Raw genomic sequence first — 16,185 nt, forward strand, 5'->3', positions numbered from 1 at the left:
CCCCATGCGTGAGGTGCCCCACGCGATCGCGCGCCCCGAGTATGTGGGGCGTCGGGCCCCGAAGCCCTACACGGGCTCGGACGTGCAGAGCGAGGACGTGATCGCGCGGATGCGGGTCGCGGGGAGGATCGCCTCCAACGCGATGCACGAGGCCGCAAAGGCCATCGCGCCCGGGGTCACCACCGACGCCCTCGACGCCATCGCCCACGAGTACATGTGCGACCACGGCGCGTACCCGTCGACGCTGGGCTACCGCGGCTACCCGAAGTCGATCTGCACGTCGGTCAACGAGGTCGTGTGCCACGGCATCCCCGACCTCCGCCCGCTCGAGGACGGCGACCTAGTCAAGATCGACTGCACCGCCTTCAAGGACGGCGTGCACGGGGACAACTGCGCGACCTTCTTCTGCGGCGACGTGGACGAGGAGTCGCGCCTGCTGACCGAGCGGACTCTCGAGTCCCTCAACCGGGCCATCAAGGCGGTGCGCCCCGGCCGCCCGCTGTCCGTGATCGGGCGGGTCATCGAGTCCTACGCGAAGCGCTTCGGCTACGGCGTGATCCGCGACTACACCGGCCACGGTGTCCACACCACCTTCCATTCGGGCCTGGTGATCCTGCACTACGACGAGCCGCGCCTCGACACCGTCATGCGCCCCGGCATGACCTTCACCATCGAGCCGATGCTGACTCTCGGGGGTGCGGAGACGAAGGAGTGGGACGACGACTGGACCGTCCTGACCCGCGACAAGTCCCGCGTCGCGCAGTTCGAGCACACGCTCGTGGTGACGAAGGACGGCGCCGAGGTCCTGACACTGCCCTGAGCCGGTCGCCCCACGGTGCGGCGACGTCGCGGCTCGGCTACCCTGTCCCGGTGATCCCGCCCGCGCGCCATGTCTCCAGCCATCTGCAGGTGCAGGTGAGGTCCACCGCCGACCTGGTCTTCTCCGTGGCGGTGAGCGGCGACCATCCCGGCCTCAGCGAGGGCCTCGTCTTCCGGCTCGACGGCGAGGAGATCGAGGCGGAGGAACAGCTCGACTCGTCCCGCAGCCGCCTGCACCGCCTGCGGGAGACGCCTCCAGGGACCCTCACCGTCGACTACGAGGCGGACGTGCCGCAGCCCGCGCCGGCCGCGCAACTGCAGGGTATCGACGAGATCCTCTACACCCGGCCGTCGCGCTACTGCGACTCCGATCGGCTCGCCAACCTCGGCGCGACGCACTTCGCGGGCCTGACCGGCTACGAGCTGATGAGCGCCGTGACGCAGTGGGTCCGCACCAAGGTCAGCTACCAGCCCGGCTCGAGCCGCGTCGTCGACGGCGCGCTCGAGACGTACCTCAGCCGGGTGGGCGTGTGCCGCGACTCGGCGCACCTGGTGATCGCATTCCTGCGCGGGCTGAACATGCCCGCCCGGCTCGTCTCCGTGTACGCGCCCGGCCTGGTTCCGATGGACTTCCACGCCGTCGTCGAGGCGTGGCACGACGGCGCCTGGCACCTGCTCGACGCCACGGGGCTGGCCCCGCGCGACTCCATGGTGCGCATCTGCACCGGCCGCGACGCCGCCGACACGGCCTTCATGACGACGCTGGCCGGCAGCACCCGGCTGCGTCGGATCAAGGTGGACGCGCGCGTCGACGGCGAGCTCCCCTACGACGACAAGTTCAGCTTCAGAACGCTCAGCTGAGGGATGTCGTCGCCCGTCATGGGGACGACGTCGACGCCGACGCTCAGCTTCGACGTCTCGGCGTCGGTCACCACGATGCCGCGCAGCGGCGACACATCCGCGAAGTCCCGTCCCCACGCCGTCACGAGGTAGCGCGAGTCGGCGTACTGGGCGTTGGTGGGGTCGATGTCGACCCAGGTGCCGTTCGGCGCCAGGACGGAGACCCAGGCGTGAGTGGCGTCGGAACCCTCCAGTTTGGCCTTGCCGGGCGGCGGCTGCGTCTCCAGGTAGCCGGACACGTAGCGCGCCGGGACCCCGAGGCGCCGCAGGATGGCGATGGCGAGATGCGCGAAGTCCTGGCACACCCCGGCACGCAGGTCGAGGAGCTCGTCGACGGTGGTGCGCACGGAGGTGGCGCCCGGCCGGTAGGCGAAGTCGCGGTGGATGCCGCGGGTCAGCTCAGCCAGCGCCTGCCCGAAGCCCAGGTCGGGCGCGAGGATCGTCTCCATGTAGCTCACGAGCCGCGGCGGGATCGAGACGTGCCTGCTCGGCAGCCCGAACATGGCGCGGTCGAGCGCCAGCGCCGGGTTCTCCGCGATGGCCCGCTGGGCCGAGGCGAGCGTCCAGCGGTTGAGGAGCTCCACGTCGACCTCCGGCCATGTGACGTCGACCACGGCCTCCTTCACTACCTCGAGGTGGAGCGTCGGCTCGTGGATCTCGAAGTAGTGGCTCACGTTGCCGAACCGGTCGATGTGCTCGGTGTGCAGCAGCGGGTCGGGGCTGACGCGTACACCGTCGACGAGCACGCGCTGACTCGGCGCCTCGCGGGGCGTCAGGAAGCCGCGCTCGTGGCACGCCGTGACCGGCTCCGGCCAGACATAGGAGGTGCGGTGCTTGACGAAGTACCGCCTGAGGGTGAGATTCTCCGACCGCTGCCTCATCGGTGGCCCTCCGCCGCGCCCGACCAGTCCGTGAGCGTCGGCCTGCGGGGCGCGGACCTGGTGAGGTGAACGCGGCCGAGCTCGTCGGCGATCTCACGCAGCTCAGTGCGTTGGTCGGCGAAGCAGCCCGCCAGCGCGGTCCGGTCCGGCGTGGAGAAGAACAATGCGAAGTCGGTGTCGACGATGGCGCCGCACTGCGCGGCGACCCGGTCGGCGAGCCGCTGGTCGCCGATGAGGCGCAGATCGTCGACGAGCCTGTCGAGCTGGAACGCGACGCTGCGGGGGTTGATGCGGTCGGCGACGAGCAGCTGCGTTGCGCCGAGGCCGGGCTGCCGCGGCCCCTCGCCGGCGGCCGAGCGACGCCGGTGCGTGATGAGCGACTCACCCATCTCGAGGATCGCCTCGGCCAACTGGTTCTCCACGACCGCCGCCCTCTCCCGGCCGAGCGCGAAGCCGACGAGGCTCAGCATGCGCTGGGCCCGCTCCAGCCTCACGCCCGCGTCGACGAAGGCCCAGGTCACGTCGCGGGTCAGCGACTCGTTGTTGATGCCGGCGAGGGCCAGGGTCGAGCTCACCAGAGCGTCGAGCACACCGGTCAGATCGCGGCGCCGGGCGGCGTCGCCGACGAGCTGCTCGAGCTGGCTGAGTACCTGCCACAGGTCGCCGGACATGAGGTCGGGGACCTCGTGGGCGGCTGCTGTCAGGCGTCGGACGGCGTGCGCGACGGATCCCTTGAGGTCGCGGTCGCTGATGGCCAGCCGGATGAACCTGTGGGCGTCGGCGATGCTGTCGCTGCCCAGCGGGAGGCCGGTGATCCGCTCGCCGGTGGCCAGCACCGCCTCAAGCACCTGGGCGCCGAGCGACTCGGGCCGACGGCCATGGTCGAGGGCCAGGTCCAGCGCGAGGCGGAGGAGGCGTGCGTTCGCGTCGGCGCGCTCGCTGTAGCGGCCGAGCCAGAGCAGGTTGTCGGCGATGCGGGGCGCCAGCGCCGCGGCGCGACGCAGGACGACGGGGCCGCCCTCGAACGTCGGGGTCCAGGTCTCGACGATGTCCTCGGCGTCGAGGACCCACACGTCCTTGGCCAGCCGCGGCCCGTCGAAGGCGAGCATGGCCGCGTCGTGGGGGGTCATCAGGGCCAGCCCCCCCGGAAGGAACTGGTGGGCGTGGTTGACCTGGGCCCCGAAGGCTCGCAGCACCAGCCGGTTGGGGATGAGACCCTCATCGGCCACGACGGGGGCGGTCGAGAGTTCGAAGGGCTGCTGGCCGACCCAGGCCCACGGCTCGGCAGCGATACGGGCGGCCAGCTCCGATCGCTCGGCCGCCGAGAGCGTCCAGCCCTGGTGGCTCTCCCCGTGGATCGAGACGATCCGGAGCTTGGCGAGCTTCTTCGTCACGTGCGACAGCGAGCCGGCGTCGCCGCACCACCAGCTGGGCAGCGAGGGCAGGCTGAGTTCCTCCCCGAGAAGCTGCGGCGCCAGCGACTCCAGGTACGGCTGCAGAGCCGGGCTCTCCGTCACGCCACTGCCCAGCGGGTTGGCCGCGACGACGTTGCCCAGCCGCGTGGATTCCAACAGCCCGGCGATGCCCAGCTGGGAATCGCTGCGGAACTCGAGCGGGTCCACCATGTCGGAGACGACGCGGCGGAGGATCACGTCGACGAGGGTGCGACCCTCGGGCGTGTTGATCCAGACCTGTCCGTCGCGCAGCACCAGATCCTCGGCCTCGACGAGCGCGTAGCCGAGCAGCGTCGCGATGAAGCCCTGCTCGTAGGCCGTCGCGTCGTCGACCCCCGACCAGAGCAGCACGCCCTTGGGCGTGTGTCCCGCGCGGGGCGCGAGCTGCTGAAGGCCCGCGCGCATCGCGGAGAAGAAGGAGCGGTAGCGCGCGGGGCGGGCGTCATGGTGCAGGTCGCCCATCACGCGGGAGGTCAGCCTCCGGTTGGTCATGGCGTACCCGATGCCCGCCGGGGTGGCGGTGCGGTCGGCCAGCACGGTCCAGGCGCCATCCGGGCCGCGCCCGAGGTCGGCGCTCACGATCGGCAGCCACACGCCGCCGGGGACGCTGACGCCACATGCCTGCGGCAGGAAACCGGAGTGCCCCCACACGATCTCGGCAGGCAACGCACCGGAGGACAGGAGCCGCTGTTCGCCGTAGAAGTCGTCCAGCAGGAGCCCGAGCAGCCGGGAACGCTGTTCCAGTCCCTTCTCGACACGGCGCCATTCCTCGGCTCCCAGGACGATCGGGAGCGGGTCGATGGCCCAGCTTCTGGCGTCGCCGCCGCCGTAGAGGATGCCCTCATCGCGCACCAGCGAACTCATCTCCGAGCGCGCGGCCAGCATCCCGCGGAGCCCGAGCTCCTCGACGGCCTCGGAGAGAAGGCGCTGGTCAGCACGCACTCCGGACGCAGCGAGCAGCTCGTCCCAGCCGCCGGTCAGGCGGGAGCGGTAGCCGACGAGTTCGCTCGTCACGGTCGCGTCAGCTGTCACCGGTTCACCCTACCCCGCCCCCGGAAGCCGCTCAACGAGGTATCCGGCGCTAGACTTGCCCGCGGACGAGACGGCCAGATGATCGCGGCTGGAGACAGCTGAGGAAAGTCCGGACTCCACAGAGCAGGGTGGTGGGTAACGCCCACCCGGGGTGACCCGCGGGACAGTGCCACAGAAAACAGACCGCCTGGCGACAGGTAAGGGTGAAACGGTGGTGTAAGAGACCACCAGCATCCCAGGTGACTGGGATGGCTCGGTAAACCCCACTCGGAGCAAGACCAAGAAGGTCGACCCCAGGGTCGGCTGCGGACGCCGCCTGAGCGCTGCTCGCGCGAGGCGCCCGGGTAGGTTGCTTGAGCCCCATGGCGACACGGGGCCTCAGATAGATGATCATCCGTCGACAGAATCCGGCTTACCGGCCGTCTCGTCCCTCACACACGGCAATGCGCCCGCCCCACACCGGGGACGGGCGCATCTGGTTCCCCACCTGTCGTCCCGTCAGCGGGACGCGCCGACCGCGACCGGCTCGGCCTCGGGGGCCGCGATCTCCTCCTGCCTCATGCCGCCGGCTGCCCACAGGGCGATGTTGGCGATCAGCGACGCCGCAATCATCACGACGGCGAGCGGGACCGCGGTGGTCTCGCCGCCGATGCTGACCAGCGGGGAGACTGCGCCCGCGAGGCCGAACTGGGCGACGCCGAGGACTGCAGAGCCCATGCCGATGCCGCCGGGGAGGCTGTCGAGCGCGAGCGCCGTCGTGGTGCCGAAGACCATGCCGAGGGAGCCGACGGCGACCATGATGGCCAGGCAGACGGCGACGGTCGGGGTGCCCATCAGCACGAGGACCCCGATGACGGCGACGGCCGCCAGGTTCACACCGAGCCCGATGCGCGCGACGGGGACGGCGGAGGTCGTACGGGTGATCCTGGCCGCAACGGCGCTGACGATGCAGAGCACGACTGCGTTGGCCGCGAACATCACCCCGTACTGCACCTCGCTCATGCCCATCAGCACCTGATACAGGAAGGGGGACGCGGAGATGTACGCCATCATCACGGCGAATCCGAAGGCGTACGCGACCGCATTGCCGAGGAACCGGCGGCTCATGAGGGCACGCCCCTGGCCTGCCGAGGCGGCGTCCTTGACCCTGGCCTCTGCGGGATGCGTCTCGCGCACGACGAGCAGCGTCGCCACCAGGCCGACGACCGCCACTCCCGCGATGATCCACAGCAGGCCACGCCAGCCGAGCGGCGCCAGGAGCAGCGACCCGGCGAGCGGCGCGATCACGGGGGCGACGCCGCCGACGAGCATCAGCAGCGAGAAGGCGCGGGCGGCCTCCCTGCCCTTCGCGAGGTCGGACACAATGGCCCGGCCGATCACCATGCCGGCGGCACCGCTGACACCCTGCACGAAGCGGCAGGCGATCAGGACGGCGAGCGTCGGCGCAAGTGCCGCGGCCACGCTGGCGATCACGTAGATGACAGCGCCGACCACCAGGGGTCGCATGCGGCCGAGCCGGTCGGACAGCGGGCCGAACAGCAGTTGGCCGAGTGCGGCGCCCAGCAGGAAGGCGGTCAGCGTGAACTGGATGCCCGTCGCGCTCGACTGCAGGTCCGTCGCCATGCCGGGGAAGGCCGACAGGTAGAGATCCGTCGCGATGGGCGCGACGGATGCAAGGAGCGCGAGCGTGACGAGCAGGCTCACGCGGATGGCGGGGCGGTCGGCGACCGCGTTATCAGAGGATTTCACGTACTTCTTACCTCGTAGCTATGTTTACATAGCTATAGTAGCATTGATACATGGATGCCCCCCGAGACGAGCTCGCCGACCTGGTGGAGCTGATCATGACGCTCTCCCGCAAGATCAGCGTCCGCTCCACCACAGGGGCCGGCATCGACCTCGGCACCGTGGAGGCGCTCGCCATGGGCCTGATCACCGCGACACCGGGCCTCACGTCGGGGCAGATCGCGGCCGAGCTGAACCTCAAGTCGAGCAATGCGAGCACGACCCTGCGCAGCCTGGAGCAGCGTGGCTTCCTCGAACGCCACCACGATCCGGCGGACGGCCGTGTGATCCGTGTCTACCCGACGGCGAAGGCACGCCAGAACCTGGCCCTGAAACGAGAAGCCTGGGCCGCCACGCTCCTCGCCGCCCATCCCGACCCCGCGCAGCTCACCGCCCTCCTCCCCGCGCTGAAGGCCCTCGACGACGCCCTCACCACCCCAGACCTCCGACCACCACCTGAGCCGCGATGAGCACGACACACTTGTCGTCGTCGAAATCGAGCGGTGTTGACGTTGACATGCCCGACGGGCAGGAGGATCTGCTCAGGTTGATCTGGGCGTTCCTAGCAGCCCACCTCCCTCGCTCGGGGACATGCGGCCCTCCACCCACGCCACCCACCATGCGAAGCGACGCCCGAAAAGCGTGCAGTGCCCGATTCTCCCCGGTCAGCCGACGAGAAACGCTCACTGCCTCCCCTCCCCGACGGCACCCGTCGCAGTGCCTCTCTTCACGGCGCACTGAGTCCGCCCCCGGATCGGCGGAGAATGCATGAACGGACGACGGACGGGCGACGCTGAATGCCGGTCCGCTTGAGCTGGGAGTTCGGCTCCGTGAGACTTGCCACTTCTCGGGCTAGGCCCCGGAAGGGGAGTCTCACGGTTCGTGGAGGCCGAAGTCTCACAGTCTCGTCGACGGATAGTCCTGGATCCCCGTGAGGAGTTGCTGCGCTTCCCCCTGCGCGCCCAACTCCCGCGACCCCGCCAGCCGCAAACGGGAGGGTGCGATGAGCACGACACACTTGTCATGGAGGGATTCAGGTGATGCTGACGTTGACATGCTCGGTGGGCAGGACGATCTGCTCACCTATCGCCCGATGGTCCAGTGATGGGCGACGGGCCCAGCGTCCTCATTGCGGAGGGACGCCCCGCCACCTCCGCGCGTACCACTTTCCCCAGCTGTCAGGAGGCTCGGCGCACGCACGCGGCCGGAGGTGCGTGACGGCGGCCGAGGAGGCGGGGGTGGTGTGCGGTTTTCGTGCCGGGACCGGCCAGAAGCGGGCACTGCCCACTTTTCCGCGTTCGTTCCCGGGGGGTGTTGTGCGTCGGGGGATGAAAAAAGAGAGAGCACCCGACCCCTGGTGGGGGTGGGTGCTCTCTCTTGTAAGTGTTGGTCCGGCGGCGTCCTAGTCTCCCACAGCGTCCCCGCTGCAGTACCATCGGCGCTGAGAAGCTTAACTTCCGGGTTCGGGATGGGACCGGGTGTTTCCTTCTCGCTATGACCACCGAAACATTTATTGAACTGTATCACGAACAACCCTGCCGGCCACAAACCCGAGGGTTGTGGTGCGGGGGTTGTCTCGATCGTTGTTCGAGACATTACACAGTGGACGCGTAGCATCTTTGTAGAAGACAAGCCCTCGGCCTATTAGTATCGGTCAGCTCCACACATTACTGTGCTTCCACGTCCGACCTATCAACCCTGTGGTCTACAGGGGGCCTTACCAGATTATTCTGTGGGAGCCCTCATCTTGAAGCGTGCTTCCCGCTTAGATGCTTTCAGCGGTTATCACTTCCCAACGTAGCCAACCAGCCGTGCTCCTGGTGGAACAACTGGCACACCAGAGGTTAGTCCGTCCCGGTCCTCTCGTACTAAGGACAGCTCTTCTCAAGACTCCTACGCGCGCAGCGGATAGGGACCGAACTGTCTCACGACGTTCTAAACCCAGCTCGCGTGCCGCTTTAATGGGCGAACAGCCCAACCCTTGGGACCGACTCCAGCCCCAGGATGCGACGAGCCGACATCGAGGTGCCAAACCATGCCGTCGCTATGGACGCTCGGGCAAGATCAGCCTGTTATCCCCGGGGTACCTTTTATCCGTTGAGTCCTGGCGCTTCCATGTGCCACCAGAAGATCACTAGTCCCGACTTTCGTCCCTGCTCGAGATGTCTCTCTCGCAGTCAAGCTCCCTTGTGCACTTACACTCGAAACCTGATTGCCAACCAGGCTGAGGGAACCTTTGGGCGCCTCCGTTACCTTTTAGGAGGCGACCGCCCCAGTCAAACTACCCATCAGGCACTGTCCCTGATCCAGATAATGGACCTAGGTTAGATAACCAGAGTGACCAGAGTGGTATTTCAACGATGACTCCACCCGAACTGGCGTCCGGGCTTCACAGTCTCCCACCTATCCTACACAAGTCACACCGATCACCAATACCAAACTATAGTAAAGGTCCCGGGGTCTTTCCGTCCTGCTGCGCGTAACGAGCATCTTTACTCGTAATGCAATTTCGCCGAGTTCGTGGTGGAGACAGCGCCCAAATCGTTACTCCATTCGTGCAGGTCGGAACTTACCCGACAAGGAATTTCGCTACCTTAGGATGGTTATAGTTACCACCGCCGTTTACTGGGGCTTAAGTTCAAGGCTTCACACCGAAGTGTTGACCCTTCCCCTTAACCTTCCAGCACCGGGCAGGAGTCAGTCCGTATACATCGTCTTTCGACTTGGCACGGACCTGTGTTTTTAGTAAACAGTCGCTTGGGCCTGGTCTCTGCGACCCTCAACGCTTTCGAAGCAAGTTCTACTACGTATCAGGTCCCCCTTATCCCGAAGTTACGGGGGTATTTTGCCGAGTTCCTTCACCACGATTATCTCGATCGCCTTGGTATTCTCTACCTATCCACCTGTGTCGGTTTAGGGTACGGGCGGCTCATATCTCGCTCACGAAGCTTTTCTAGGCAGCATAGGATCACTCCAACCACACCACAAGGTGTGGACACATCATGTCTCAGGCTCAATGAGACGCGGATTTGCCTACGTCTCACCCTACACACTTGACCCGGTATAGCCATACCCGGGAGGAGCTACCTTCCTGCGTCCCTCCGCAGCTTGCCTACTATGAGATCGGATCACAGACTCAACACAACCCCGACAACCCGAAGGCCATCAGGAGAAGTGTCTTGCATGCTTAGCATCACTCACCTCGGCAGGGGCGATATTTCGCCGGTCACGGGAATATCAACCCGTTGTCCATCGACTACGCCTGTCGGCCTCGCCTTAGGTCCCGACTAACCCAGGGCAGATTAGCTTGACCCTGGAACCCTTGGATATTCGGCGGACGGGTTTCTCACCCGTCATTCGCTACTCATGCCTGCATTCTCACTCGTGTGCTCTCCACGACTGGGTCACCCCGCCGCTTCAACGCGCACACGACGCTCCCCTACCCATCCAAACAACCTTACGGCCTATACGTTTGAATGCCATAGCTTCGGCGGATAACTTGAGCCCCGCTAAATTGTCGGCGCAGAATCACTTGACCAGTGAGCTATTACGCACTCTTTCAAGGGTGGCTGCTTCCAAGCCAACCTCCTGGTTGTCTCCGCAACTCCACATCCTTTTCCACTTAGTTACCGCTTAGGGGCCTTAGCTGATGATCTGGGCTGTTTCCCTCTCGACAATGAAGCTTATCCCCCACTGTCTCACTGCCGCACTCTCACTTACCGGCATTCGGAGTTTGACTGATTTCGGTAAGCTGTTGGGCCCCCTAGACCATTCAGTGCTCTACCTCCGGTAAGAAACATGCGACGCTGCACCTAAATGCATTTCGGGGAGAACCAGCTATCACGGAGTTTGATTGGCCTTTCACCCCTATCCACAGCTCATCTCCTCGGTTTTCAACCCAAGTGAGTTCGGTCCTCCACGACGTCTTACCGTCGCTTCAACCTGGCCATGGATAGATCACTCCGCTTCGGGTCTAGAGCACGCGACTCAAACGCCCTATTAGGACTCGCTTTCGCTACGGCTACCCCACACGGGTTAACCTCGCCACGTACCACTAACTCGCAGGCTCATTCTTCAAAAGGCACGCCGTCACCCCGAAGGGCTCCGACGGATTGTATGCGATCGGTTTCAGGTACTATTTCACTCCCCTCCCGGGGTACTTTTCACCTTTCCCTCACGGTACTTGTCCGCTATCGGTCACCAAGGAGTATTTAGGCTTAGCAGATGGTCCTGCCAGATTCAAGCGGAATTTCAGGGGTTCCGCCCTACTTGGGGACACTCTCAAGAGTGGAAAGCTTACGTCTACAGGAGTATTACCTTCTCTGCTGTGGCCTTCGCAGCACACTTCAACTTCACTAACCATTTCTAACTCTTCGACCGTTCAACAGCACGGTCCGAGAGACCCCACAACCCCCCAGCTGCAACGCCTGTCAGCTATCACACAACTGAGGTTTGGCCTCTTCCGCTTTCGCTCGCCACTACTCACGGAATCACTATTGTTTTCTCTTCCTGAGGGTACTGAGATGTTTCACTTCCCCCCGTTCCCTCCAACTGCCCTATACATTCAGGCAGAGGTCGCCGGACATGACTCCGGTATTTCAAGGTTTCCCTATTCGGACATCCTCGGATCAAAGCTTGTTTACCAACTCCCCGAGGCTTATCGCAGGTTACAACGTCCTTCATCGGCTCTTGGTGCCAAGGCATCCACCGATCGCACTTAGTAGCTTGTCAATAATCTACAAAGATGCTCGCGTCCACTGTGAAATTCTCAAAAAACGAGCGAGCCCACCACCAACCAGCCACCAACAGATGACCAGGCCGGCAAGCGGTCCGCAAGAAGGCGCCACCAACAGGCAACCGACCCTTCAGGACCCAACAACGTGCAAACAAGCCACCCCACCACTTCCCACTCCCGGCCGAAACCGGGTTGTACTCGCGGGGGACGACTCTCAGTCAATGTTCCACCAACCAGAACCCTCCAGCCGGGAACACACGCCCCGGAACTGAAGTGAATTGAACAAACCAACCACACGGGCCGGCCTGCCAAAAGCTCCTTAGAAAGGAGGTGATCCAGCCGCACCTTCCGGTACGGCTACCTTGTTACGACTTAGTCCTAATTACCGGTCCCACCTTCGACAGCTCCCTCCCAAAAAAGGGTTAGGCCACCGGCTTCGGGTGTTACCGACTTTCATGACTTGACGGGCGGTGTGTACAAGCCCCGGGAACGTATTCACCGCAGCGTTGCTGATCTGCGATTACTAGCGACTCCGACTTCATGGGGTCGAGTTGCAGACCCCAATCCGAACTGAGACCGGCTTTTTGAGATTCGCTCACCCTCACAGGCTCGCAGCTCTTTGTACCGGCCATTGTAGCATGCGTGAAGCCCTGGACATAAGGGGCATGATGACTTGACGTCATCCCCACCTTCCTCCGAGTTGACCCCGGCGGTCTCCTATGAGTCCCCGGCATGACCCGCTGGCAACATAGGACGAGGGTTGCGCTCGTTGCGGGACTTAACCCAACATCTCACGACACGAGCTGACGACAGCCATGCACCACCTGTATACCGACCAAAAAGGGGCACCTATCTCTAGATGTTTCCGGCATATGTCAAACCCAGGTAAGGTTCTTCGCGTTGCATCGAATTAATCCGCATGCTCCGCCGCTTGTGCGGGGCCCCGTCAATTCCTTTGAGTTTTAGCCTTGCGGCCGTACTCCCCAGGCGGGGTACTTAATGCGTTAGCTGCGGCACGGAGAACGTGGAATGTCCCCCACACCTAGTACCCACCGTTTACGGCGTGGACTACCAGGGTATCTAAGCCTGTTTGCTCCCCACGCTTTCGCTTCTCAGCGTCAGGAAAGGTCCAGAGAACCGCCTTCGCCACTGGTGTTCCTCCTGATATCTACGCATTCCACCGCTTCACCAGGAATTCCATTCTCCCCTACCTTCCTCAAGTCTGCCCGTATCGAAAGCAGGCTCAGGGTTAAGCCCTGAGTTTTCACTCCCGACGCAACAAACCGCCTACAAGCTCTTTACGCCCAATAAATCCGGACAACGCTCGCACCCTACGTATCACCGCGGCTGCTGGCACGTAGTTAGCCGGTGCTTCTTCTCCCACTACCGTCACTCTCGCTTCGTCATGGATGAAAGCGGTTTACAACCCGAAGGCCGTCATCCCGCACGCGGCGTTGCTGCATCAGACTTGCGTCCATTGTGCAATATTCCCCACTGCTGCCTCCCGTAGGAGTTTGGGCCGTATCTCAGTCCCAATGTGGCCGGTCAACCTCTCAGTCCGGCTACCCGTCGAAGCCTTGGTGAGCCACTACCTCACCAACAAGCTGATAGGCCGCGAGTCCATCCCTGACCGCCGGAGCTTTCCAACAACACCCATGCAGGCATCGCAGAATATCCAGTATTAGCACCTGTTTCCAGATGTTATCCCAGAGTCAAGGGCAGGTTACTCACGTGTTACTCACCCGTTCGCCACTCGTGTACCCCCGAAAGGGCCTTACCGTTCGACTTGCATGTGTTAAGCACGCCGCCAGCGTTCGTCCTGAGCCAGGATCAAACTCTCCGTTGAAAACATTTCAGCACCCACCAACCACCACAGCGGCCAGCAGGAAAACACTGTCAACAAAAAGAAGACACTGACAAACAGAAACAACCAAAACTGGCTGAATCAATCAATCAATCTCAAAGAAAAAACCGCGACACAACCACAAAGGGCCATGCCGACGGGGTAAAAACGCGACAAACAACACAACCCCCAAAGAGGCCACATTGCTTGGTGCATCAATAAAATTGGCATTGACTTAAAGCACGCTGTTGAGTTCTCAAGTTTCGGGTACACACCGCGCCAACCCAGACAAAAACCTTGTCCGAATCAACCCCGGGGCAACTCGATCAACCTTACTCGGTCATTTTCTCCCGGTCAAATCCGGGGCTCAGTGCCGAGCTTGGGTTGTCTTCGCCGTCGCTGTGACGGCTTGGAGAACATTACCCCGCCGGACCCCAGACGCCAAATCGCAGGTCCGTCATTGCGCAGCCCCGGCCCGAAAGCCCTTGTCAGACGGTCATGACGGGCAGTTGCTGCACTCCCGCGGCCGGGCGTGTCGCCCTGGCCATCCTCATGCGTCGATGCTGATATCGACCTTGCCCTCATGAAGATTCACCTCGACGATGTGTACGACGACCTCGCTGCCCGGCTTCGTCTCCTCCGCCTGAACCCTCAACTCCACAGCGGGATTGGCCACCTGGACTGTGGCCTGACCGGTCTTGGGATTCACGTCGGTGACGACCGCCCGGAACCGCTCCCCCACCCGGCCACGCAGCACGAGCGCCTCCGCCAGGTCCATGACTCCCCGCTCGTACGCTGCGGCGGTCCGGTCCGAGGCGGCCATCTCTCCGGGGAGCTCAGCCAGCGCCGCTCTCGCCCAGTCGGGGACGGGCGTCCCGCCCAGCTCTGCGAGGCAGATCTCCAGCACGTACCTGTCGATCAGTCGCCTCAGCGGTGCCGTGGTGTGGGCGTAGGGCGCGGCGAGCGCCGAGTGGAGATGGTTCCCATCCGGGAGCGCCCCGTCAAAGGCAACGTAGCCCGCGCCACGGAACAGGCTGGTGCAGCGGGTCAACGCAGCAAGCTCCCGTGGCCGGTGGGGAGAGAGTGAACGCACGAAGTCCGGGTACGTCACCGAGCGCGGCCACTCGATTCCCAGCGCGTTGACGCGACGGCGCAGCGAGTCGACCTCATCGTCGCCCGCCGGGGGCAGCGTGCGGAGGATCCCGACCTTGGCGTCGAGCATGACCCTGGCGGCCGCCATCCCGGTCAGCAGCGAGATCTGCGCGTTGCACTCCTCCACGTCGACGACGTCGCGGAACTCCAGCCCCCACCGTCCGTCCGGCTCCTCGACGATCTCCTGCTCCGGCAGGTTCAGGGAGACGCCGCCCCGTTGGATCTCACGCTCCCTGCGGAGCCGGCCCACCTCCGGGAGCAGCGCAATGCTGGGGTGCGGGATACCCGCGTCCAGGTCCGCCTGCACCGACTCGTAGCTGAGCTTGGCGCGGCTGAGCACCAGCGCCCTCGAGAGTGCGACATCGGTGAGCTCGCCCGTCGCGTCGAGACGGAGTTCCCAGAGCATCGACGGGCGGGGGCGGCCGTCGGCCAGCAGCGACGCTGCCCCTTCGCTCAGGACCGGGGGATGGAGCGGGATGCGGGCCCCGGGCGCGAACATGGTCTGGCCGCGCCGGTGGGTCTCCGCGTCGAGGGCCGAGCCCGGCTGCACGAAGTGCCCGACATCGGAAATGGCGTACCTCACGAGGAAGCCCGTGCCCGCCCGTTCGATCTGCACCGCCTGGTCGAGGTCCATGGAGCTGGCCGGGTCGATCGTCACGAACTCGATCCCGGTCCTGTCGGCGTGCGTCTCCGAGGGCGGCAGGGACGCGGCACGCTCGGCGTCCACCACGACCTCGGCGGGGAACTCAGCAGTGAGCCCCAGACGCGCCTGGAGGGCCGCCAGAGCCTCCCGCACGTCAGCTGGCGGCCCAGGGATGCTGACGTGCGGGGAGGGCATCAGAGGCCCGACTCGGCGGTGCGGATCAGGATCCGCTCACACTCCACGCACCGGATCACCTCGTCGGCGGGAGCCCGCCGGTACATCTCCAGGTCGGCCACCGTGGCCTGCAGCTGACATCCCCCGCAGCGACCGCGGGTGAACGCCGCCGCGCCGAGGCCCGACGCGCTGCGCAGCTTCTCGTAGAGCTTCAGCAGGTCGGACGGGATCTGGGCGGCGATGGGGCCGCGGGTCGCGGTCAGGTCCTGGGACTCGCTCCGCAGCTTCGCGACGGCCTCGTCGCGGATTGCGACGCCGTCGCGCAGCATCGCCTCGATCTCGGCCTTGCGCGCGGCGATCCTGTCGCGGTGCGTGGTCGCGTCCTCGAGGCGTCCCATCAGCTCGAGCTCGTTGTCCTCGAGGTCGGAGATTCTGCGCAACAGGTGCTCGACCTCGTCTGTCAGCGACCGCAGGATCTTGCTGTCGCTCACGGACCCGTCGTGGATGCGCTTCTCCTCGCGCTCGAGGCGCGCCTTCACCGGGGCGAGGTCGGACTCGGCCTTCTCGACGGCGACGCTGAGGTCCTCCACGTCGACGCCGGAGGCGACCAGCTCGTCGGTGACGGCCTGTCGCGCCGCCATCAGCTCCGCGATCTCCTTGTGCTGGGGCAGCGTCCGCGCCGCGTGCGCGACCCGACCGATCTCCTTGTCCAGATCGGCGAGGGTCAACAGCTTGAGTTGCGCGGCGGGATCAGCGTGCATCGGGGG

The 16,185-nt window shown here is 64.8% G+C and carries 8 protein-coding genes, 3 rRNA genes and 1 other RNA gene; 4 read left to right on the forward strand and 8 right to left on the reverse strand.

Annotated features, from left to right (window positions below; all coding sequences use genetic code 11):
• Positions 1-4 precede the first annotated feature (4 nt).
• Positions 5-820, forward strand: coding sequence for a type I methionyl aminopeptidase (gene map / locus KDB89_RS10005; RefSeq protein ID WP_439654887.1), 816 nt, complete (start codon positions 5-7; stop codon positions 818-820).
• Between the two features lie 50 nt (positions 821-870).
• Positions 871-1,680: a transglutaminase-like domain-containing protein gene (locus tag KDB89_RS10010; protein WP_219080679.1), complete on the forward strand. Its 810-nt coding sequence runs from the start codon at positions 871-873 to the stop codon at positions 1,678-1,680.
• Here KDB89_RS10010 and KDB89_RS10015 read toward each other — a convergent pair.
• Both KDB89_RS10015 and KDB89_RS10020 read right to left on the reverse strand, forming a co-directional pair.
• The gene (locus KDB89_RS10015; protein ID WP_219080681.1) at positions 1,644-2,600 is read right to left on the reverse strand and encodes a transglutaminase family protein; all 957 of its coding nucleotides are present in this window, start codon (positions 2,598-2,600) and stop codon (positions 1,644-1,646) included. The two genes, KDB89_RS10010 and KDB89_RS10015, sit on opposite strands and share 37 nt — an antisense overlap.
• Positions 2,597-5,086, reverse strand: a complete 2,490-nt coding sequence (locus KDB89_RS10020; protein WP_219080683.1) for a circularly permuted type 2 ATP-grasp protein — start codon at positions 5,084-5,086, stop codon at positions 2,597-2,599. Before KDB89_RS10020 ends, KDB89_RS10015 begins: the two co-directional genes overlap by 4 nt.
• A 66-nt stretch (positions 5,087-5,152) precedes the next feature.
• Between KDB89_RS10020 and rnpB the strand changes: the two genes are divergently transcribed.
• An RNA gene (gene rnpB, locus KDB89_RS10025) (RNase P RNA component class A) lies at positions 5,153-5,517 on the forward strand.
• Positions 5,518-5,584: 67 nt separating this feature from the next.
• On the opposite strand, the gene KDB89_RS10030 is transcribed toward rnpB, so the two are convergent.
• The gene (locus KDB89_RS10030; protein WP_219080685.1) at positions 5,585-6,835 is read right to left on the reverse strand and encodes a multidrug effflux MFS transporter; all 1,251 of its coding nucleotides are present in this window, start codon (positions 6,833-6,835) and stop codon (positions 5,585-5,587) included.
• Between the two features lie 50 nt (positions 6,836-6,885).
• On the opposite strand from KDB89_RS10030, the gene KDB89_RS10035 reads away from it, so the two are divergent.
• Entirely contained in the window at positions 6,886-7,341 is a 456-nt protein-coding gene (locus KDB89_RS10035) for a MarR family winged helix-turn-helix transcriptional regulator (protein ID WP_219080687.1), read from the forward strand.
• Positions 7,342-8,260: 919 nt separating this feature from the next.
• Here the strand turns inward: KDB89_RS10035 and rrf are convergent.
• From rrf to KDB89_RS10060, 5 genes are all read right to left on the reverse strand, one after another.
• Positions 8,261-8,377, reverse strand: a 5S ribosomal RNA gene (rrf, locus tag KDB89_RS10040).
• 118 nt (positions 8,378-8,495) lie between these two features.
• A 23S ribosomal RNA gene (locus KDB89_RS10045) occupies positions 8,496-11,602 on the reverse strand.
• A gap of 327 nt (positions 11,603-11,929) precedes the next feature.
• Positions 11,930-13,452, reverse strand: a 16S ribosomal RNA gene (locus KDB89_RS10050).
• The 16S, 23S and 5S rRNA genes sit together here, the layout of an rRNA operon.
• Before the next feature lie 547 nt (positions 13,453-13,999).
• Complete coding sequence (locus KDB89_RS10055; protein ID WP_219080689.1) at positions 14,000-15,439, reverse strand: RNB domain-containing ribonuclease; 1,440 nt, start codon at positions 15,437-15,439, stop codon at positions 14,000-14,002.
• On the reverse strand, positions 15,439-16,179 hold the full coding sequence (locus KDB89_RS10060; RefSeq protein ID WP_219080691.1) for a zinc ribbon domain-containing protein: 741 nt from the start codon (positions 16,177-16,179) through the stop codon (positions 15,439-15,441). The genes KDB89_RS10055 and KDB89_RS10060 overlap by 1 nt, the downstream gene beginning before the upstream one ends.
• Between the last annotated feature and the right edge of the window lie 6 nt (positions 16,180-16,185).

The organism is Tessaracoccus palaemonis (assembly GCF_019316905.1).
In the GTDB taxonomy this organism is placed as follows: domain Bacteria; phylum Actinomycetota; class Actinomycetes; order Propionibacteriales; family Propionibacteriaceae; genus Arachnia; species Arachnia palaemonis.